This window comes from Streptomyces tyrfis, from assembly GCF_037034285.1.
Taxonomy (GTDB): domain Bacteria; phylum Actinomycetota; class Actinomycetes; order Streptomycetales; family Streptomycetaceae; genus Streptomyces.
Genome location: NZ_JBAGJZ010000003.1, coordinates 175,020 through 194,913 on the forward strand (window position 1 = coordinate 175,020; position 19,894 = coordinate 194,913).

Here is a 19,894-nt window from a genome sequence, read left to right on the forward strand (position 1 = left end):
GCCGGGAGGGGTCCGGTCATCCCCCGGCGGGCCGGGGGCGGAAGCGTCGGCGGTATTCGGCGGGGGCCGTGCCGAGGGCCTTGACGAAGGCGCGGCGCATGGCCTCGGGGGTGCCGTATCCGCAGGCGTGCGCGATGCCGGCGACCCCGTCGGTGGTGTCCTCCAGCAGGCGGCGGGCGTGTTCGAGGCGGACCCGGTCGACATAGCGGCCCGGGGTGAGGCCGGTCTCGGCCCGGAAGGCCCGGGCGAAGTGGCGGGGCGAGAGCCGGGCGCGGGCGGCCAGTGCCTCGACGGTGAGGTCGGCGGCGGGGTGCTCGGTGATCCAGTGCTGGACCTGGCGCAGCGGTTCGCGCCGGGCGGTCTGCGCGGTGAGCTGCGCGCTGAACTGGGCCTGGTTCCCGGGCCTGCGCAGGAAGACCACGAGGTTGCGGGCGACCGCGAGGGCGATGTCCCGGCCGTGGTCCTCCTCGACGAGCGCGAGGGCGAGGTCGATCCCCGCGGTGACGCCGGCCGAGGTGGCCAGCCGGCCGTCCCGTACGAAGATGGGGTCCGGGTCGACCTCGACGGCCGGGTGGGCGCGCGCGAGGTGGTCGCAGACGCTCCAGTGCGTGGTCACCCGGTGCCCGTCCAGCTGCCCGGCCTCGGCCAGCAGCAGCGCGCCGGTGCAGACGGAGACGAGGCGTTCGGCGCGCGGGGCGTGGTCCCGCAGCCAGTCGACGAGCGCCGGGTCGGGGGCTCGGGTGCCCTCGCCGCCGGGGACCAGCAGGGTGTGCGGCGGCTCCGCGTCGGCGAGTGCGGCGTCCGGGACGAGGACGAGGCCGCTGCTGGTGCGCACCGGGGCGCCGTCGAGCGACGCGGTGCGCAGCCGGTACCCGGCCCCGGGGAAGCGGGCGGCCCCGGCGAAGACCTCCGACGGCCCGGTCACGTCCAGGCTCTGGACGCCGTCGAAGAGGACGACGAGTACGGATCGCTGCGCCATGTCCACCATCCTCGGCGGCGGCGCGGGCGGCCGCAATGACGAGGTTCCCACCTTTTCGGCCATCGCCCGCGGGCCGTGGACGTCGGGCCGCTCCGGGGGGTGACGGGCCGCGGCGGGCCACCGTAGCGTGCCGGTATGACTACTCTGCCGCCGCGCGCCGGACGCCGCTGCCACCACGTCGTCAACCCGCTGCACTCGACGGTCTACTTCTCCCCCGACCTGGGCAAGGAGTTCGGGGAGCTCGGCGTCGACGATCCGGCCGCCGTCTACTTCGCCGCGCGCGGGGCGGCGCTGGGCGCCGTCGGGCCCGGCGCGGTCACCGCGGCCTTCTACAACTTCGACCACGCCCTGGTGGCCCGGCACCTGCCCGCCCTGTGGTCCGCGGTCCCGCCGCAGGCGGCCCTGGACGCCCGGCTGCGCGCCGCCGACGCGACCCTGCGCCGGCTGCTGGGCGAGGAGGCCGTCGCCTCCGCCGAACTGGCCGAGGCGGCCCGGCTGGCCCTGCGCGCCGCCGAGGCGTGCACCCGACACGCCCGGCCGCTCTACGCCGCGCACGCGGATCTGCCGGTGCCCGAGGAGCCGCACCTGGCGTACTGGCACGCCGCGACGCTGCTGCGCGAGCACCGGGGCGACGGCCACGTCGCCGCCCTGCTCGCGGCCGGTCTCGACCCGCTGGAGGCGCTGGTCTCCCACACCGCGACCGGCAAGGGGTTCAGCCCGCGCTGGCTCCTGGCCACCCGGGGCTGGTCGCAGGACGACTGGGACGCGGCCGCCGGCCGGCTGCGCAGGCGCGGACTCCTTGACGGCGAGGGCGAGTTGACGGCGGCGGGCGCGGCGCTGCGGGCGGAGCTGGAGGAGACCACGGACCGGCTGGACCTGGCCCCGTACGAGCATCTGGGCGCGGCGGGCGTGGCCCGGCTCACCGAGCTGGGGGGCGGATTCCTGACGACGGCTCTGGCGGCGGGCGCGTTCCCCGCCGGCCTGGTCGGCAGGGACTGACCCCGGCGCCGGCCGGGCCGTGACACCCGTCACGGCGGGGAAGAAGCCGTGACGGGGTGGCCGGGCGACACGGCGCCCGGCCACCCGGCACAATGCAGGACGAAGGGGCCCCGCCCCGTGAGCACGACCAGTACAGCCCGTACAGCCCGTACGAGAAGGCGAGTCGGTAGAACCGTGACGACGTCCATCGAAGGCAGGATCGCCGAGGAGCTCGGCGTACGCGAGCGGCAGGTGAAGGCGGCCGTCGAGCTGCTCGACGGCGGGTCGACCGTGCCGTTCATCGCGCGCTACCGCAAGGAAGCGACCGAGATGCTCGACGACGCCCAGCTGCGCACCCTGGAGGAGCGGCTGCGCTATCTGCGGGAGCTGGAGGACCGCCGGACGGCGATCCTCGACTCCGTGCGCGAGCAGGGCAGGCTGGACGAGGAGCTGGAGGCCCGGATCAGGGCGGCCGACACCAAGGCGCGTCTCGAGGACATCTACCTGCCGTTCAAGCCGAAGCGGCGCACCAAGGCGCAGATCGCCCGGGAGGCGGGGCTCGAACCGCTCGCCGACGGGCTGCTGGGCGACCCGTCGGTGGAACCGTCGGCCGCTGCCGCCGCCTTCGTCGACGCGGACAAGGGGGTCGCGGACCCGGCGGCCGCGCTGGAGGGCGCCCGCGCGATTCTCACCGAGCGGTTCTCGGAGGACGCCGACCTGATCGGCGAGCTGCGCGAGCGCATGTGGACGCGCGGCCGGCTGGCGGCGAAGGTGCACGAGGGCAAGGAGGAGGCGGGCGCGAAGTTCGCCGACTACTTCGACTTCGCGGAGCCGTTCACCGAGCTGCCCTCGCACCGGGTGCTGGCGATGCTGCGGGGCGAGAAGGAGGGTGTGCTCGACCTGGTCCTGGAGCCGGAGGAGCCCTCGGAGACGCCCGGCCCGTCGTCGTACGAGGGCATCGTCGCCCAGCGCTTCGGGGTGGGCGACCGGGGCCGTCCGGGCGACAAGTGGCTGGGCGAGACCGTGCGCTGGGCCTGGCGGACCCGGATCCTGGTGCACCTCGGCATCGATCTGCGGCTGCGGCTGCGCACGGCCGCGGAGGACGAGGCGGTGCGGGTGTTCGCGTCGAACCTGCGCGATCTGCTGCTGGCCGCACCGGCCGGGACGCGCGCCACGCTGGGGCTGGACCCCGGTTTCCGCACGGGTGTGAAGGTCGCCGTCGTCGACGCGACCGGCAAGGTCGTCGCCACCGACGTCATCCACCCGCACGTGCCGGCGAACAAGTGGGACCAGGCGCTGGCGAGGCTGGAGCAGCTGGTGCGGACGCACGCCGTCGAGCTGGTCGCGATCGGCAACGGCACGGCGTCCCGGGAGACGGACAAGCTCGCGGGCGAACTGATCGAGAAGCACCCCGAGTTGAAGCTCACCAAGGTGATGGTGTCGGAGGCCGGCGCCTCGGTGTATTCGGCCTCGGCCTTCGCCTCGCAGGAACTCCCGGACATGGACGTGTCGTTGCGCGGCGCGGTGTCGATCGCGCGGCGGCTCCAGGATCCCCTCGCGGAGCTGGTGAAGATCGACCCGAAGTCGATCGGGGTGGGGCAGTACCAGCACGACCTGTCCGAGGTGAAGCTGTCGCGGTCGCTGGACGCGGTCGTCGAGGACTGTGTGAACGGTGTCGGGGTGGACGTCAACACCGCGTCCGCGCCGCTGCTCTCGCGGGTGTCGGGGATCGGCGCGGGTCTCGCGGAGAACATCGTCGCGCACCGCGACGCGAACGGGCCCTTCCGGTCGCGCCGGGCGCTGAAGGACGTGGCGCGGCTGGGCCCGAAGGCGTACGAGCAGTGCGCGGGCTTCCTGCGGATCCGGGGCGAGGACCCGCTGGACGCGTCGAGCGTGCACCCGGAGGCGTACCCGGTGGTGCGGACGATGGCGAAGCGGACGGGCGGGGACGTGGCCTCGCTGATCGGGAACACCGGGGTGCTGCGGTCGCTGCGGGCCGACGACTTCGTGGACGCGAAGTTCGGTCTGCCGACCGTCACCGACATCCTGAAGGAGCTGGAGAAGCCGGGCCGCGACCCGCGTCCGGCGTTCCGTACGGCCGCCTTCAAGGAGGGCGTCGAGAAGATCGGCGACCTGGAGTCCGGCATGGTGCTGGAGGGCGTGGTCACCAATGTGGCGGCGTTCGGCGCGTTCGTGGACGTCGGGGTGCACCAGGACGGTCTGGTGCATGTGTCGGCGATGTCGCGCACGTTCGTGAAGGATCCGCGGGACGTCGTGAAGCCGGGCGACATCGTGAAGGTGAAGGTCCTGGACGTCGACATCCCGCGCAAGCGGATCTCGTTGACGCTGCGGCTGGACGACGAGGCCGGCGCGGCCGGTCAGGGCGGCCCGCGGCGGGAGCGGGGCGGGCAGGGCGCCCGGCCGCCGCGGCCGCGTCAGGGGCAGGACCGGCGCGGCGGCGGCTCCGGCCGTCCGGCGCCGGCCCCGGCGAACAGCGCGATGGCGGACGCGTTGCGGCGGGCCGGGCTGGCGGGTCCGGACCAGGGCGGCCGGAGGCGCTGACCCCGGGGCGGGCCCGGGGCCCGGGCCCGCCCCGGGTCCCGGCCCCGGGCCCCGGACGGCCGTTCCCCGACGGCCCCATGGGCGCGGAGACCGCCTCGCGGGGTCAGAGTTCCCGGACCCCGCCGTCCACGACCTCGACGCGTCGGGTCGTCCGCACCGCCTCCAGCATCCGCCGGTCGTGCGTGACCAGCAGCAGGGTTCCCGGGTAGCCGCTCAGTGCCGATTCCAGCTGCTCGATCGCGGGCAGGTCGAGGTGGTTCGTCGGCTCGTCGAGGACCAGCAGGTTGACGCCCCGGCCCTGGAGCAGGGCGAGCGCGGCCCGGGTGCGCTCGCCCGGCGAGAGGGTGGTGGCGGGGCGCAGCACATGGTCCGCGCGCAGACCGAACTTGGCCAGCAGCGTGCGGACTTCGGCGGGTTCGGTGTCGGGCACGGCCGCGCAGAACGCGTCCAGCAGCGACTCGGTGCCGTGGAACAGTTTCCGCGCCTGGTCGACCTCGCCGACCACCACGCCGGAGCCGACTGTGCCGTGCCCGCCGTCCAGCGGGATCCGGCCGAGGAGCGCGGCGAGGAGCGTGGACTTGCCCGCCCCGTTGGCGCCGGTGATCGCGACCCGGTCCGCCCAGTCGATCTGGAGGGAGACCGGGCCGAGGACGAAGTCGCCCCGTGCGACGCGCGCTTCGCGCAGGGTCGCGACGACCGCGCCGGACCGGGGCGCGGCGGCGATCTCCATCCGCAGCTCCCACTCCTTGCGCGGTTCCTCGACGACGTCGAGTCGTTCGATCAGTCGCTGGGTCTGCCGGGCCTTCGCGGCCTGCTTCTCGCTGGCCTCGCTGCGGAACTTGCGGCCGATCTTGTCGCTGTCGGTGGCCTTGCGGCGGGCGTTCTTCACGCCCTTGTCCATCCAGGAGCGCTGCATCTGGGCGCGGCCTTCGAGCGCGGTGCGCTTGTCGGCGTACTCCTCGTACTCCTCGCGGGCGTGCCGGCGGGCCCGCTCGCGCTCCTCCAGGTAGGCCGCGTATCCCCCGCCGTACAGGGTGATCCGCTGCTGGGCCAGGTCCAGTTCGAGGACCTTGGTGACCGTGCGCGTCAGGAACTCGCGGTCGTGGCTGATGACGACGGTGCCGGCGCGCAGCCCGGAGACGAAGCGCTCCAGCCGTTCCAGTCCGTCGAGGTCGAGGTCGTTGGTCGGCTCGTCGAGCAGGAAGACGTCGTAGCGGGAGAGCAGCAGGGAGGCCAGGCCCGCGCGGGCCGCCTGGCCGCCGGAGAGCGCGGTCATCGGCAGGTCCAGGCCGATGGTGAGCCCGAGGTCGGCGGCGACCTCCTCGGCGCGCTCGTCGAGGTCCGCGCCGCCGAGCGCGAGCCAGCGTTCCAGTGTCTCGGCGTACGCGTCGTCGGCGCCGGGCGCCCCGTCGACGAGGCCCTGCGTCGCCTCGTCCATCGCCCGCTGGGCGTCGGCGACGCCGGTGCGGCGGGCCAGGAACTCCCGCACGGTCTCCCCCGGGCGCCGCTCCGGCTCCTGCGGGAGGTGGCCGACGGTGGCGGCGGGCGGCGAGAGCCGCAGTTCGCCCTGTTCCGGCCGGTCGAGCCCGGCGAGCAGCCGGAGCAGGGTCGATTTGCCCGCGCCGTTGACTCCGACGAGGCCGATCACGTCGCCGGGCGCGACGACGAGGTCGAGCCCGGCGAAGAGGGTGCGGTCGCCGTGCGCGGCGGCGAGGTCCTTGGCAACGAGAGTGGCAGTCATCAGGGTGCCGATCCTACGGGCCGCGCCGCTCCGGCCGCGGGCCGCGGGCGGCGCGGCCGGGGCGGGGCGGGGCGGCCGGGCGGGGCGGCGGGGACCCGGTGGATCCCCGGCCCGGGTCAGCAGCGGGGGTCGGGCCGCGCCTCGGTGAGGCGGTGGGCCGCGCGCGCGTCCAGCAGGAGCGGGACCAGCTTGCGGGCGGACTGCCGCAGCGGCACGTACGCGCCCTTCCCGTCGGGGCGGGCGGTGACGCCGTGCAGGGCCAGCTCGTCCTTCACCTCGCCGTACTGCCGGGCGGTGAGCCGGTATCCGCACGGCGGGTCGCGGAGGACCTGCCCGGGGGCGGGTTCCTCGTTGTCGGCGCCGCCGAGGAAGACCGGGCCGCGGTCCTTGAACCCCGCCGCCCGGGACGCCGCGGTGGCGGCCGTGATCCGGCCGCGTCGTTCGCGTGCGAAGTCGAACAGGCCGTCCAGCGCGGTGAGCTGGGAGTCGACCCGGCGACGCCGGTTGAGCGCCGGGTCGGCCTTCTCGGCGTCGTCGAGCGCGTCGACGCGGGACTCGATGAGCAGGCCGACGGCGTGCTTGAGCCCCGCGGCGTTGCGCAGGATGCGTTCTTGTCCGTCGCCCGCGGTCTGCTCGACCGGGTCGCCGGTGACCGGGTCGGTCCAGATGCCGTAGAGGCCGCTGCTGTACCCGGCCCTGCCGGCGGCGGGGCGCACATGGTCCTCGGCCAGGGTCCGGGACTCGTCGTGGACGCGGTCGGAGGTGTTGAGGTTGCGGGGCCACAGGACGAAGAGGTCCTTGTCGTAGTAGGGCGGGGTGGCCCCGTACTCGTGCAGGTCGTAGATCACGTCCGGTCTCCGGTCGCGGATCACCGCCGCCATGGCGCGGGCCTCGGCGGTGTCCAGCGCGATGTGGTCGCGGTTGACGTCGGTGCCGTCGGAGTTGCCCCGGGTGTCCGCGGCGCGCCCGTCGGGATTGGCGGTGGGCACGACGAGCACGGTGGTGCGGGAGAGGAAGGCGCGGGTCGAGCGGTCCCGGGCGCGAGCCAGGTCGCGGACGGTGCTCAGGCACGCCTCGCGGCCGGACGGCTCGTCGCCGTGCTGGCTGCAGATCAGCAGGACCGTCTCCGCGGCACGGCCCCGGCTCCCGATCCGGACGAGCTGGAGCGGGCGGCCCCGCTTCGTGGCGCCGATCCGTTCGACGGAGACCAGGTCGCTGCCCCGGTCGACGGCGGCCAGGAAGGACTGTTCCTCCTCCTGGCTCGTCCAGCGGGCCCCGCCGGTGGCGTCGAAGCCGGTGCGGGGCGGTGCGGAGGAGGCGGGCTCCGCCGCGGCGGGCACGGTGACCAGCGGCATCGCGAGCAGAGCGGCCGCGACGGCCGGGGCCGGGTTCCGGCGGACGGATGCGCGCGGCGCCGGTATGCGGGGCTTCATGAACGGCTTCCTCCCGGGATGCGGTCGGCGGGACGCGGCGGCGTCACCCCCGCGGCGCGCACGGCGTGCGGTCCGGCCGCCGCGGGTGCGGAGCCCGTGGTGGCGCGTACCAGCGCGGCGGCGCCGCCGACGATCGGCAGCTGCGCGGACGTGCGGGCCAGGTCGAGGGTGAGGGTCGGGGTGGTGTCCGGCGGGTCGATGAGGTCCCGGTCGGTTCCGGCGAGGATCAGGGCGAGGCGGTGCCCGGCCGGGACGACGTGGTCGGTGGCGGCGAGCCGGAGGGTGACCGTGCGGGCCCGGCCCGGGACGAGCGGGCCGCCGTGCCCGGTGGAGGTGCGGGCGCCGAGGTCGGCCCAGCCCCGGCTGACGACGGTCTCGCCCACGGCGACCGTGTCGGCGCGGGTCTCCTTGAAGCAGGAGCTGTCGCCGGTGGTGCTCGCGCCCCAGCAGGTGCGCCGGTGGAGGGTGGTGATGCCCTCGCCGGACGCGCCGTAGTCGCGGATGGTGTCGGGGCCGATGTCCACGAGGACGGCGGAGAGGTGGGCGCTCGACGTGCTCGGGGCGGCGGTGACGGTCACCGTGGAGGATCCGGAGAGCCGCAGGTCGCGGGCGAGCGGCCCGGTGCGGAACCCGGCCTTGGCGGCCGTGGTGCGGTCCAGGTCGGCGGCCCAGTCCAGCTCGCCCCGCGCCGGGTCGTCGGTGAACGTCTCGGTGGCGCCGGGGCGGGCGGGCCGCAGTCCCAGGACGCCGACGCCGGGCGCCTCGCCGGGGCCGGGGCGCAGGGCGACGGCGGCGGTGGTGCGCGGCGGCCAGGCCCGGTCGGTGGTCCACTGGCCGGGGCGGCGTTCGACGTCGGCCATCGGTTCGCGCTCGATGCCGTTGTCGTAGCCGAGCAGGTAGTGGTCGAACCAGCGGTGCAGGGTGTCGACCCACTCGCGGCGCCGGTAGTCGAACGGGTCCACGTGCCCGGTCCCCGAGAGCCAGATCTTGCGCTCCACGCCCCGGGCCGCGAGCGCGTCCCACCACTGGCCGAGGTGCTTGGTGCGGACGTTGAGGTCCTGCATGCCGTGCACAGCGAAGACGCTGGCGCGCACCTTGCGGGCGTCCTTCACGTAGTCGCGCTCGGTCCACAGCGGGGTCCAGTCGCCGGAGCGGGGCGCCCCCTCGACGAGCCGCCGCTGGACGGCCGCGCACCGCCCGCGCGCCTCCGGGCTCTCCACGCCGTCGGAGAGCCACTCGGGTCCGCTGCCGTAGAGGGGCGCGCCCTGGGCGAAGTAGTAGTCGTACCAGGAGGAGATGGCCCCGATCGGGACGATGGTCCGCAGTCCCTCCACGCCGGTCGCCGCGACGGCGTTGGCGATGGTGCCGTCGTAGCTCTTGCCGATCATCCCGGTGCGGCCGTCGGTCCAGCGGGCGGTGGCGCGCTCGCCGCCGGTTCGGGTGGTGTAGCCGCGGGCGCGGCCGTTCAGCCAGTCGACGACGGCCTTCGCGGACCGCACGTCGGAGGGCCCGCCCACGTCGACGCAGCCGTCGGAGCGGTTGGTGCCGGCCAGGTCGACGGCGACGAAGGCGTAGCCGCGCGGCACGAAGTAGTTGTCGTAGTACAGCGGGAACCGGACGGGCCGGCCGTCGGCGTCGTACGTCTTGAGCTGGCTCTCGTTGCCCCGGCCGCAGCAGGAGTAGTACGGGCTGGCGTCCATGACGACGGGGATCTTCCGGCCCTGCCGGGCGGGTTCGCGCGGCCGGACGATGTCGACGGCGACCCGGTCGCTGCGCCCGTCCCCGTCGGCGTCCAGTCCGGTGTCGACCCAGACGGATTCGCGCACGGCGTTCGCGTACGAGTAGACGGGTTCGCTCCGCGGACCCGCTCCCGGGCGAGCTCGGAGGGGGTCCGCGTACCCGCCGGCCGCGCGGCCGGTCTCCCGGCTCCCCGACGGCCCGGTGCTCGCGCCCTGTGCCCCCGCCGGGGCGAGCAGAGCGGTCGTCAGGGCGGCCACGGCCGCCACCACCAGCGATCTGTACGTCTTGCGGGCGCCCCGCGCGCGAATCGGCATGGGCGGAAGGTACTCCCGGTCAACTCCCTTGCGACAGAGGGCGACCGGCGATGAACACGACGTGCTCACGCCAGATTTGGCGACGGCCGCCGTGTCGGCCGGATGGCGAACGTGTGACAGCGAAGGCCATGGACATGACTAAAAGGAAGTTACTCCGCATAGGGTCCTGAGAACAGCTCAGGAGCTGATCCGCACCGACGACTTGGAGCATTCGTGCACCGTAGACTCATCGTCCCCGGCGCCCTCGCGGCCTCCCTGCTGCTGGCGATCCCGGCCTCGGCCGCCGGAGGCACCGTGGGCGCCCCGGGCATCGGCGACCCCTACTACCCGGCCAGCGGCAACGGCGGCTACGACGTCTCCCACTACGACCTGCGGCTGAAGTACCAGCCCGCGACCGATCTGCTGGAGGGCACGGCGACGATCCTCGCCACCACCACGCAGGCCCTGTCCCGTTTCAACCTCGACTTCGGACTGGACGTGTCCGAGGTGCGGGTGAACGGCAAGCAGGCCGGCTTCGCCCGGAGCGGGGAGCAGGAGCTGGAGATCACCCCGTCGTCGGTCCTGCCCAGGGGCAAGTCCGTCTCGGTGGTGGTGCGGTACGCGGGGAAGCCGTCCGAGGTGAAGATCAACGGCTGGACCTCCTGGGTCCGCACCCCCGACGGCGCGGTGGCCGCGCAGGAGCCGGAGTCGGCCGCCTGGTGGTACCCCAGCAACGACCATCCGCTGGACAAGGCGACGTACGACATCTCGGTCTCGGTGCCGGACGGCCTCCAGGCGATCAGCAACGGCACGCTCCAGTCGCAGAGTTCGAAGCTGGGCTGGACCCGCTTCAACTGGCGCTCCAGCAAGCCGCAGGCCACGTATCTGACGACGCTGGCGATCGGCAGGTTCGACATCACGACGGACACCACGGCGGACGGCCTGCCGGTCGTCAACGCGTACAGCAGGAACCTCGGCGCCAACGGCGGCGCGGCACGCGCCAGCATCGAGCGCACCACCGAGGTCGCGGAGTGGCTGACGGAGGTGTTCGGCCCGTACCCGTTCGACGCGCTCGGCGGCTACTCCCCCGACGTCACCAGCGGGTTCGCGCTGGAGACGCAGACCAGGCCGTTCTACAGCCCCAAGCAGTTCGCGAACGGCGCGAACGTCTCCGTGATCGTCCATGAGCTGGCGCACCAGTGGTACGGCGACAGCGTGTCCGTCAAGGGCTGGAAGGACATCTGGATCAACGAGGGCTTCGCCCGGTACAGCCAGTGGCTGTGGTCGGAGAAGGAGGGCGAGGGCACCGCGCGGGAACTCGCGGACCACACCTACGCCCTGCACCCGGCGGATGACCCGTTCTGGACGGTGAAGCCGGGCGACCCGGGCCCGGACGACCAGTTCGACGGGGCCGTCTACGACCGCGGGGCCCTCGCCCTCCAGGCCCTGCGCGACAAGCTGGGCGACGAGACGTTCTTCCGGCTGCTGAAGGGCTGGCCGGCCGAGCACGCGTACGGGAACGCGAGTGTGGGCGACTTCGTGGCCTACGCCGAACGGGTCTCGGGCAAGCCGCTCGCCGGCTTCTTCGACACCTGGCTGTACCAGCCCACACGGCCCGAGGCCCCGGCGGCCGGCGCGCGTGCGCTGCGCGCGCCCGAGCGGCCCGCGTCGTGGCAGCGGATCGCCGCGACGAACACCATCCACGACCGGCACTGACACGACGTCAGAACGGCGGTTCGACGGACCCGTTCCGTTCCACGGCGGACGTCGCCGCCCTCTCTCCCCCGGAGGGCGGCGGCGTCCGCTCCTCGCGCCGGGCCGACGCGTCCACGGGCGGGCCCCGGCCGCTACGCTGGGGCGTCGACGCCGCCCGGCCGGTCCGGTCCGGCCGTCCACGGCCCGTCCGCCCGCGCACGAGGAGCGTCCCTTGACCGGTCCGGCCCCCGACTCCCGCCGCGAGACCCGCCCGACGCTGGAGGCGGTGGCGGCCCTGGCCGGGGTGTCCCGGGCGACGGCCTCCCGGGTGGTGAACGGCGGCGCGGGCGTGCGGCGGCCGCTCGTGGAGCAGGTGCGCCGGGCCGTCGACGAACTCGGCTATGTGCCGAACCACGCCGCGCGGACCCTGGTCACCCGGCGCACCGGCGCGGTCGCCGTGATCATCGACGAGCCGGAGTCCCGGATCTTCTCCGACCCGTTCTTCTCCCGCCAGATCCGCGGCATCAGCCGTGAACTGACGAGACACGACACCCAGTTGGTGCTGCTGCTGGTGGAGGGCGGCGGGGACTGCGACCGGGTCGCCCGCTATCTGGCCGGCGGACATGTGGACGGCGCGCTGGTCTTCTCGCTGCACACGGGCGGCGGACTTCCCGCCGTCCTCCGCGGGTCCCGTGTGCCCACGGTGCACGGCGGCCGCCCCGCCGACGGGCGCGCGGACCCGGCGGCCGTCCCGTACGTGGACTGCGACAACCGGGGCGGGGCGGCCGAGGCCGTCCGCCATCTGGTCGCCCTGGGCCGGTGCCGGATCGCGCACATCACCGGCCCCCTCGACCAGACCTCGGCGCTGGACCGGATCGACGGCTACCGCGATGTGCTGCCCGACGCCGATCCGGCGCTGCTGGTGACGGGCGACTTCACCGCCGAGGGCGGGGCCCGGGCGATGGCCCGGCTCCTCGACCGGGCACCGGGCCCGGACGCGGTGTTCGCCGCCAACGACCTGATGGCCTCGGGCGCCCTGCGAGTGCTGCGCGAGCGGGGCCGCCGGGTGCCCGAGGACGTGGCCCTGGTGGGGTTCGACGACATCGCCTCGGTCGCCGAGGCCACCGATCCGCCGCTGACGACGGTCCGTCAGGACATCGAGGGAATGGGCCGCTTGATGGTGCGTCTGCTGATGCGGAGGCTCAACGGCACGGACGGCGCCGCCGAAGAGGAGACCGGCCCCGTGATCACCCCGACCGAGCTGGTGCGCCGGGCCTCGGCCTGACCCGCCCGCCCCGGCCCCGGAGCGCCGCCCGGTGCGCCGCCCGCGCCCGGCGCGCGTACGGCAGATAGCGCAGCCGTTCGGGGAGCAGGGGGACGACGCGCCGCACCACCGCGCCCAGCCGCCGCAGCCTCCGTTCCTGGGCGTCCGTCCACTCCAGCCCAAGCACCGCGCGCGCCTCCGGCGGCATCAGGCCGACGGTGACGAAGCGCCGGAACCGGGCCAGCGGCGGCAGCAGCACCGGCCACAGCGCCCTCAGCGCCAGGCGCAGCGGCAGCGGCCCCCGGTCCGGCGGCGGCACGGGGCGGTCGGTCGCGATCAGGTCCTCGACGACCGCGTTCCGCTCGATCTCCTCGGCGAGCACCTTGTGGAAGTACGGCCAGAACTCCTCGATCGTCTGCGGCATGTCCCGGTCGCGGATGCCGAGCACCCTGCCCACCTGGAGCCACTCCCGGTACAGGGCGCGCTCCTGGGCCTCGGTGAACGGCCGCAGGAGATGCCGCGCGGCGTGCCGGTAGACCGGGAAGCCGGTGGCGTGCACCCACGCGTAGGCGGCGGGCGACAGCGCGTGGTACGGCCGGCCGCGGCTGTCGACGCCCCGGACGGAGCGGTGCAGCCTGCGGAGCCTGCGCCCCTCCGCGGCCGCCTCCTCGCCCCCGTACACCCAGAGCTGGAGCGAGCGCAGGGACCGCTCGCCGCGCCCCCACGGGTCGGTGCGGTAGACGGAGTGCTCGTCGACGCCCGCGCCGACCGCCGGGTGGGCGACCTGGAGGGTGAAGGCGGCGGGCAGCATCAGCAGGGCCCGGACGTCGCCGGAGATGGTCCAGAGCACCCCGCCGGGCGGTGGCGGCGCGGGGTCGTGGCGTCCGGCTGCTGCGGTGCTCATGCGGTGCTCCCGGCGGTCGGCCGGGCACGCGGTCGGCTGCCCGGTCCCGGTACGGACCAGTATGCGACGCGCGCCCGCCCCGCGGACCGGCCGGAGGGCGCCGGGCGGCGCGGGCCGCCCGTGCCCCGCACGCCGGGCGGGCGTGTCGCACCGGGCCTCCCGGGCGCCGCACTCGCCGCCGGGCCGGGCGGCTCAGTCGTGGTCGTACACCGTGACCGCTATGTCCCGGCTCAGCAGCCGCCGTTCCAACAGGGGCTCGATCCTGGACCAGGTGCCGCCCGCCAGCCCGCAGCCGATCCGGGGCATGTGGACGGACGCCCCCAGCTCGACGGCCCGGCCGGCCACGGCCTCCAGCGCCGTGTCGATCGCCTCGTAGCGCACCGGCACCCCTTTGCTGCCTCTGCGCATCCCCCGCTGCCCCACCATGTTCGCCACCCAGACGTACGGGCTCACCTGGACGAACTGCGCCGCGCCGAGACCGAAGTCGTTCCCCGCCCGCTCCCGGTGCCAGCGGCGGTACGCCGCCTCCGGCTCGGGCCAGCGGCGCGAGAGCGCCAGGACGAAGCCCTTGCCCCATCCGCCGAGGTCGTTGCAGACGTGCGCGATCAGCTTGACGCCGCCGCCCTGCGGAGCGGTGGCGTCGCCCCGGATGTACGTGATCTCCGACATGCGGCCACCGTACGGGCCGCCACTGACAACGGGTGCGGTGCGGCCGGGGCGACGGGCCCGACACCGGCCCGCGCGCGTTCGACGGGCCGCCGCCGAGCACTTTCACAAGAATGGTGAGACAGCAATACTGTTGAACCGATGGGGGCGGTTGCGCCGGGTCACCGCCGGGCCGGAGTGCGAGGAGCAGACATGGCGACCGGGACCGAGGACCCGACGACGCTCACCGTGGACGAGCTGGCGGCCCGCGCCGGTGTCACCGTGCGCACCGTGCGTTTCTACAGCACTCGCGGCCTGCTGCCGCCCCCGGTGATCGGACCGCGCCGCGTCGGGCACTACGGCGCCGAGCATCTGTCCCGGCTCGCGCTCATCGAGGAGCTCCAGCACCAGGGCATGACGCTGGCCGCGATCGAACGCTATCTGGAACAGCTGCCGCCGGATCTGAGCGCGCAGGATCTGGCGATCCACCGGGCGCTGGTGGCGTCCTGGGCGCCTGACTCGGCGGAGGACGCCACCCGGGCGGAGCTGGAGCGGCGGGCCGGGCGGGCGCTGAGCGAGCAGGACATCGCCCGGCTGGCGGCGATGGGCGTGCTGGAGCGCGCGGAGCCCGTCGACGGCCGCTACCGCGTGGACCGGGGGCTGTTGCGGCTCGGGGTCGAGCTGCTCGGCGTGCCGATCGCCCACGAGACGATCCTGGCCGCGCGCACGGTGCTGCTGAAGCACTCCCGGTCCGCCGCCCAGGAGCTGACCCGGCTGTTCCGGGACGAGGTGTGGGGGCCGTACCGGGAGCGGGAGTCGGATCCGGAGCATGTGGCGGCGATGAAGTCGCTCTCCGCCCACATGCAGCCGATGGTCCTCCAGGCGCTGGTCACCGCGTTCCAGCGCTCGTTGCGCGAGGAGCTGCGGGCCGCGTTCACGGCGGAGTGAACGCGGCCCGCCCGGCCGGGCGTCAGTCGTGGAAGGTCTCGCCCCGCTCGGCCTTCTCCACGAGCAGCGCGGGCGGCAGGAAGCGGTCGCCGTACCGTGCGGCGAGTTCCCGGGCGCGGGCCGTGAATCCGGGCAGCCCGCCCTCGTACCCGTTGATGTACTGGAGCACGCCGCCGGTCCACGGCGGGAAGCCGATGCCCATGATCGAGCCGATGTTGGCGTCCGCGACGGAGGTGAGGACGTTCTCCTCCAGGCAGCGGACGCTGTCCAGCGCCTCGGAGAACAGCATCCGCTCCTGCATGTCGGTGAACGGGACGTCGGCGCCGGGCCGGGTGAAGTGCTCGCGCAGACCGGGCCAGAGGCGGGTGCGGCCGCCGTTCTCGTCGTACTCGTAGAAGCCCGCGCCGCCGCTGCGGCCGGGGCGGCCGAACTCGTCGACCATCCGGTCGACGACCGCGTCCGCCGGGTGGGCGTCCCAGACGCCGCCGGCCTCCTCGACGGCCCGCCTCGTCTCGTCCCGGATCTTGCGGGGCAGGGTGAGCGTCAGCTCGTCCATGAGGGACAGGACCTTGGCCGGATAGCCGGACTGCGCGGCGGCCTGCTCGATCGACGCGGGCTCGACGCCCTCGCCGACCATGGCGACGCCCTCGTTGATGAACTGTCCGATGACGCGCGAGGTGAAGAAGCCCCGGGAGTCGTTGACGACGATGGGGGTCTTGCCGATCTGGCGCACGAGGTCGAAGGCGCGGGCCAGGGCCTCGTCGCCGGTCTTCTCGCCCTTGATGATCTCGACCAGCGGCATCTTGTCGACGGGCGAGAAGAAGTGCAGCCCGATGAAGTCGGCGGGGCGGGCGACGCCCTCGGCGAGGACGGTGATGGGCAGGGTCGAGGTGTTGGAGCAGAGCAGGGCGTCCGGCGCGACGACGTCCTGGATCTCCTGGAACACCTGGTGCTTGAGCGCGGGGTTCTCGAAGACCGCCTCGATGACGGCGTCGCAGCCCGCCAGGTCGGCCGGGTCGGCGGTCGGGGTGATGCGGGCCAGCAGCTCGTCGCGCTTCGCCTCGGTGGTGCGGCCCCGGGAGAGCGCCTTGGCGAGGAGCTTCTCGCTGTACGCCCTGCCCCGGGCGGCGGCCTCGGCGGTGACGTCCTTGAGGACGACGTCGATGCCGGCGCGGGCGCAGGAGTACGCGATGCCCGCGCCCATCATCCCGGCGCCGAGCACGGCGACCTTGCGGACCGTGCGCTTCTCGACGTCCTTGGGGCGGCCGGCGCCGGAGTTGACGGCCTGGAGGTCGAAGAAGAACGCCTGGATCATGTTCTTGGCGACCTGGCCGGTGACGAGCTCGGTGAAGTAGCGGGCCTCGATGGTCAGCGCGGTCTCGAAGTCGACCTGGGCGCCCTCGACGGCGGCGGCCAGGATGTTGCGGGGCGCGGGCATCGGGGCGCCGGCGGTCTGCTTCTTCAGGTTGGCGGGGAAGGCCGGCAGGTTCGCGGCGAACTTCGGGTTCGACGGGGTGCCGCCGGGGATCCTGTAACCCTTGACGTCCCAGGGCTGCCGGGACTCGGGGTGGGCGTCGATGAAGGCGCGCGCCCGGTCGAGCATCTCCTCGCGGGTGGCGGCGACCTCGTGGACCAGGCCGTTCTCCAGGGCGCGCCGCGGGGTGTACTGGGTGCCCTGGAGGAGGACCTTCAGCAGGGCGTCGGCGATGCCCATCAGGCGTACGGTCCGGGTGACGCCGCCGCCGGCGGGCAGCAGACCGAGGGTGACCTCGGGCAGGCCGATCCGGGAGCCGGGGGCGTCGAGGGCGATGCGGTGGTGGCAGGCGAGCGCGATCTCGTAACCGCCGCCGAGCGCGGTGCCGTTGATGGCGGCGACGACGGGCTTGCCGAGGGTCTCGATGCGGCGCAGGGAGTTCTTGATGGCGGTGCCGGTCTCGAAGACCCGCCGGGCGTCCTCGGGGCCGACCTTGATCATGTCCTTGAGGTCGCCGCCCGCGAAGAAGGTCTTCTTCGCGGAGGTGTAGACGATGCCGCGGATGGAGTCCTGCTCGGCCTCGGCGCGGTCCGCGACGGCGGCGATGGAGTCCTTGAACGCCTGGTTCATCGTGTTGGCGGACTGGTGGGGGTCGTCCAGCACCAGGGTGACGATGCCGGTCTCGTCCTGTTCCCAGCGGATGGTCGTGCTCTCGGTCATGGGTGTTCTTCTCCGTAGGCAGGGGTGGCCGGGGACGGTCAGAGACGTTCGACGACGGTGGCGATGCCCATGCCGCCGCCGACGCAGAGGGTGACGAGGCCGTACCGCTGGTCGCGCCGTTCCAGTTCGTCGATCAGGGTGCCGAGGATCATCGCGCCGGTGGCGCCGAGCGGGTGTCCCATCGCGATGGCGCCGCCGTTGACGTTGATCCTGTCGAGGGAGAGGCCCATGTCCCGGGCGAAGCGGAGCACGACGCCGGCGAACGCCTCGTTGATCTCGACGAGGTCGATGTCGTCGATGGTCAGTCCGGCCTTGGCGAGGGCCTTGCGGGAGGCGGGCGCGGGGCCGGTGAGCATGATGGTGGGCTCGGAGCCGGAGACGGCGGCGGAGACGATCCGGGCGCGCGGCGTGAGCCCGTACCGTTCGCCGGTCTCCCGGTTGCCGATCGCGACGAGCGCGGCGCCGTCGACGATGCCGGAGGAGTTGCCCGCGTGGTGGACGTGGTCGATCTTCTCGACCCAGTGGTACTTCTGCAGCGCGACGGCGTCGAAGCCGCCCATCTCCCCGATGGCGGCGAAGGACGGCTTGAGGGAGGCGAGCGTGTCGGCAGTGGTGCCGGGGCGCAGGTGCTCGTCGTGGTCGAGGACGACGAGGCCGTTGCGGTCCTTGACGGGGACGACGGACCGGGCGAACCTGCCGTCCTTCCACGCCTCGGCGGCACGTTCCTGGGAGAGCGCGGCGTACTCGTCGACGTCGCGCCGGGAGAAGCCCTCGATGGTGGCGATGAGGTCGGCGCCGATGCCCTGCGGAGCGAAGCCGGTCTGGAAGCTGGTCATCGGGTCCATCGCCCAGGCGCCGCCGTCGGAGCCCATCGGGACGCGGGACATGGACTCGACGCCGCCCGCGAGGACGAGGTCCTCCCAGCCGGAACGGACCTTGGCGGCGGCCAGGTTGACGGCTTCCAGGCCCGAGGCGCAGAAGCGGTTCTCCTGGACGCCCGCGACGGTGTCGGGGAGGCCGGCGGCGACGGCGGCGATGCGGGCGATGTCGGAGCCCTGGTCGCCGAGCGGGCTGACCACGCCGAGGACGATGTCGTCGACGGCCGCCGGGTCCAGGCCGGGGAAGCGGGCGCGGATCTCGTGGATGAGGCCGACGACGAGGTCGATCGGCTTGGTGCCGTGCAGGGCGCCATTGGCCTTGCCGCGGCCGCGCGGGGTGCGGATCGCGTCGTAGACGAACGCTTCGGTGCTCAAGTCAGCAGCCTTTCGAGGGTGGTTGGGCGACGAGGGCCAAAGGGGCGGCGGGAAGGCCGGACGGGGCGGGTCAGGCGAGCAGCGACCGGCCGATGATCTCCTTCATGATCTCGGTCGTACCGCCGTAGATGGTCTGGATGCGGCCGTCGGTGAACGCCCTGGCGACTGGGTACTCCGCCATGTAGCCGTATCCGCCGTGGAGTTGGAGGCAGCGGTCGGCGACGCGCTTCTGGAGTTCGGTGGCCCACCACTTGGCCATCGACGCGTGCACGGCGTCGAGCCTCCCGTCGGAGTGGTCGACGACGCACCGGTCGACGAAGGTGCGGGTGACGGCGCATTCGGTGGCCATCTCCGCGATCTCGAACCGGACGTGCTGGAGCTTGGCGAGCGGCCGCCCGAACGCCTCGCGTTCCTTGACGTACCGGGTGGTGATCTCCAGCAGGTGTTCGGCGGCGGCGATTCCGGCGACCGCTATGCCCATCCGTTCCTGGGCCAGGTTGGTCATCAGGTGGACGAAGGCGCCGTCGCGTTCGCCGAGGAGGTTCTCCTTGGGGACGCGGACGTCGCGGAAGAAGAGTTCGGCGGTGTCCTGGGACTTCTGGCCGATCTTGTCGAGGTTGCGGCCGCGCTCGAAGCCCTCGGCGCCGCGCTCGACCACGATCAGGGAGAGGCCCTTCGCCCCGCCCTCGGGAGTGGTCTTCGCGACGACGACCACCAGGTCCGCGAGGATGCCGTTGGAGATGAAGGTCTTCGACCCGTTGAGCAGCCAGTGGTCGCCCTTGTCCTCGGCGGTGGTCCGGATGCCCTGGAGGTCGGAGCCGGCGCCGGGTTCGGTCATGGCGATGGCGGTGATGGTCTCGCCGCTGCAGAAGCCGGGCAGCCAGCGCCGTTTCTGTTCGTCGGTGGCGAGCCCGGTGAGGTAGGGGCCGACGATGTCGTTGTGCAGCCCGAGGGCCAGGCCGGGGGCGCCGGCGCGGGTGAACTCCTCGGCGAGCACGGCGCTGTAGCGGAAGTCGGCGGTGCCGCCGCCCCCGTACTCCTCGGGCACGGCGAGGCCGAGCAGGCCCTGCCGTCCGGCCGCCCGCCATGCCTCGCGGGAGACGATGCCGTCCTTCTCCCACTGCTCGTAGTGCGGGAGGACCTCCTTGCCGAGGAAGGTGCGGACGGTTTCGCGGAACGCGTCGTGCTCTTCGGTGAAGATCTGCCGCTGCACTGCGGGCCTCCTGGCTCGGGGGTGGTGGTCGGTCGGGGTTCGCCGGGGCCCG

At 73.9% G+C, this 19,894-nt stretch carries 14 protein-coding genes; 5 read left to right on the plus strand and 9 right to left on the minus strand.

Annotated elements, in window-relative coordinates:
- Positions 1-16: 16 nt before the first annotated feature.
- Positions 17-979: a GlxA family transcriptional regulator gene (locus tag WA762_RS03955; protein ID WP_335932908.1), complete on the minus strand. Its 963-nt coding sequence runs from the start codon at positions 977-979 to the stop codon at positions 17-19.
- Positions 980-1,114: 135 nt separating this feature from the next.
- Here WA762_RS03955 and WA762_RS03960 point away from each other — a divergent pair, with 135 nt between their 5' ends.
- Positions 1,115-1,978, plus strand: coding sequence for an SCO6745 family protein (locus tag WA762_RS03960; protein WP_335932909.1), 864 nt, complete (start codon positions 1,115-1,117; stop codon positions 1,976-1,978).
- A gap of 174 nt (positions 1,979-2,152) precedes the next feature.
- On the plus strand, positions 2,153-4,519 hold the full coding sequence (locus WA762_RS03965; RefSeq protein WP_335932910.1) for a Tex family protein: 2,367 nt from the start codon (positions 2,153-2,155) through the stop codon (positions 4,517-4,519).
- A 103-nt stretch (positions 4,520-4,622) separates the two neighbouring features.
- Here the strand turns inward: WA762_RS03965 and WA762_RS03970 are convergent, their stop codons facing one another.
- The 3 genes from WA762_RS03970 to WA762_RS03980 all read right to left on the minus strand — a co-directional run bounded on the left by WA762_RS03970 (position 4,623) and on the right by WA762_RS03980 (position 9,747).
- On the minus strand, positions 4,623-6,260 hold the full coding sequence (locus WA762_RS03970) for an ABC-F family ATP-binding cassette domain-containing protein (protein ID WP_335932912.1): 1,638 nt from the start codon (positions 6,258-6,260) through the stop codon (positions 4,623-4,625).
- Between the two features lie 116 nt (positions 6,261-6,376).
- Positions 6,377-7,693: a M14 family metallopeptidase gene (locus WA762_RS03975; protein WP_335932914.1), complete on the minus strand. Its 1,317-nt coding sequence runs from the start codon at positions 7,691-7,693 to the stop codon at positions 6,377-6,379.
- Positions 7,690-9,747, minus strand: coding sequence for a Xaa-Pro dipeptidyl-peptidase (locus WA762_RS03980; protein ID WP_335932916.1), 2,058 nt, complete (start codon positions 9,745-9,747; stop codon positions 7,690-7,692). The genes WA762_RS03975 and WA762_RS03980 overlap by 4 nt, the downstream gene beginning before the upstream one ends.
- Positions 9,748-9,960: 213 nt before the next feature.
- Between WA762_RS03980 and WA762_RS03985 the strand changes: the two genes are divergently transcribed.
- Both WA762_RS03985 and WA762_RS03990 read left to right on the plus strand, forming a co-directional pair.
- Complete coding sequence (locus WA762_RS03985) at positions 9,961-11,442, plus strand: M1 family metallopeptidase (RefSeq protein WP_335932917.1); 1,482 nt, start codon at positions 9,961-9,963, stop codon at positions 11,440-11,442.
- Between the two features lie 211 nt (positions 11,443-11,653).
- Positions 11,654-12,706 carry a LacI family DNA-binding transcriptional regulator gene (locus WA762_RS03990; protein ID WP_335932918.1) on the plus strand — a complete coding sequence of 351 codons (1,053 nt, stop codon included), beginning with the start codon at positions 11,654-11,656 and terminating at the stop codon, positions 12,704-12,706.
- Here WA762_RS03990 and WA762_RS03995 read toward each other — a convergent pair.
- Positions 12,669-13,589 carry an oxygenase MpaB family protein gene (locus WA762_RS03995; protein ID WP_335932919.1) on the minus strand — a complete coding sequence of 307 codons (921 nt, stop codon included), beginning with the start codon at positions 13,587-13,589 and terminating at the stop codon, positions 12,669-12,671. The two genes, WA762_RS03990 and WA762_RS03995, sit on opposite strands and share 38 nt — an antisense overlap.
- Before the next feature lie 192 nt (positions 13,590-13,781).
- Positions 13,782-14,258: a macro domain-containing protein gene (locus WA762_RS04000; RefSeq protein ID WP_335932921.1), complete on the minus strand. Its 477-nt coding sequence runs from the start codon at positions 14,256-14,258 to the stop codon at positions 13,782-13,784.
- Positions 14,259-14,447: 189 nt separating this feature from the next.
- Between WA762_RS04000 and WA762_RS04005 the strand changes: the two genes are divergently transcribed.
- Complete coding sequence (locus tag WA762_RS04005) at positions 14,448-15,182, plus strand: MerR family transcriptional regulator (protein ID WP_335932922.1); 735 nt, start codon at positions 14,448-14,450, stop codon at positions 15,180-15,182.
- A gap of 22 nt (positions 15,183-15,204) precedes the next feature.
- On the opposite strand, the gene WA762_RS04010 is transcribed toward WA762_RS04005, so the two are convergent.
- From WA762_RS04010 to WA762_RS04020, 3 genes are all read right to left on the minus strand, one after another.
- The gene (locus WA762_RS04010) at positions 15,205-17,376 is read right to left on the minus strand and encodes a 3-hydroxyacyl-CoA dehydrogenase NAD-binding domain-containing protein (RefSeq protein WP_335932924.1); all 2,172 of its coding nucleotides are present in this window, start codon (positions 17,374-17,376) and stop codon (positions 15,205-15,207) included.
- Positions 17,377-17,414: 38 nt separating this feature from the next.
- On the minus strand, positions 17,415-18,629 hold the full coding sequence (locus WA762_RS04015; RefSeq protein WP_335932925.1) for an acetyl-CoA C-acetyltransferase: 1,215 nt from the start codon (positions 18,627-18,629) through the stop codon (positions 17,415-17,417).
- A gap of 70 nt (positions 18,630-18,699) precedes the next feature.
- Complete coding sequence (locus WA762_RS04020) at positions 18,700-19,842, minus strand: acyl-CoA dehydrogenase family protein (protein ID WP_335932926.1); 1,143 nt, start codon at positions 19,840-19,842, stop codon at positions 18,700-18,702.
- Between the last annotated feature and the right edge of the window lie 52 nt (positions 19,843-19,894).

Excerpts from the sequence above, each read along its gene's own strand:
- WA762_RS03955 (WP_335932908.1), bottom strand. The coding sequence starts at position 979 with ATGGCGCAGCGATCCGTACTCGTCGTCCTCTTCGACGGCGTCCAGAGC.
- WA762_RS03960 (WP_335932909.1), top strand. The coding sequence starts at position 1,115 with ATGACTACTCTGCCGCCGCGCGCCGGACGCCGCTGCCACCACGTCGTC.
- WA762_RS03970 (WP_335932912.1), bottom strand. The coding sequence starts at position 6,260 with ATGACTGCCACTCTCGTTGCCAAGGACCTCGCCGCCGCGCACGGCGAC.
- WA762_RS03975 (WP_335932914.1), bottom strand. The coding sequence starts at position 7,693 with ATGAAGCCCCGCATACCGGCGCCGCGCGCATCCGTCCGCCGGAACCCG.
- WA762_RS03980 (WP_335932916.1), bottom strand. The coding sequence starts at position 9,747 with ATGCCGATTCGCGCGCGGGGCGCCCGCAAGACGTACAGATCGCTGGTG.
- WA762_RS03995 (WP_335932919.1), bottom strand. The coding sequence starts at position 13,589 with ATGAGCACCGCAGCAGCCGGACGCCACGACCCCGCGCCGCCACCGCCC.
- WA762_RS04000 (WP_335932921.1), bottom strand. The coding sequence starts at position 14,258 with ATGTCGGAGATCACGTACATCCGGGGCGACGCCACCGCTCCGCAGGGC.
- WA762_RS04005 (WP_335932922.1), top strand. The coding sequence starts at position 14,448 with ATGGCGACCGGGACCGAGGACCCGACGACGCTCACCGTGGACGAGCTG.
- WA762_RS04010 (WP_335932924.1), bottom strand. The coding sequence starts at position 17,376 with ATGACCGAGAGCACGACCATCCGCTGGGAACAGGACGAGACCGGCATC.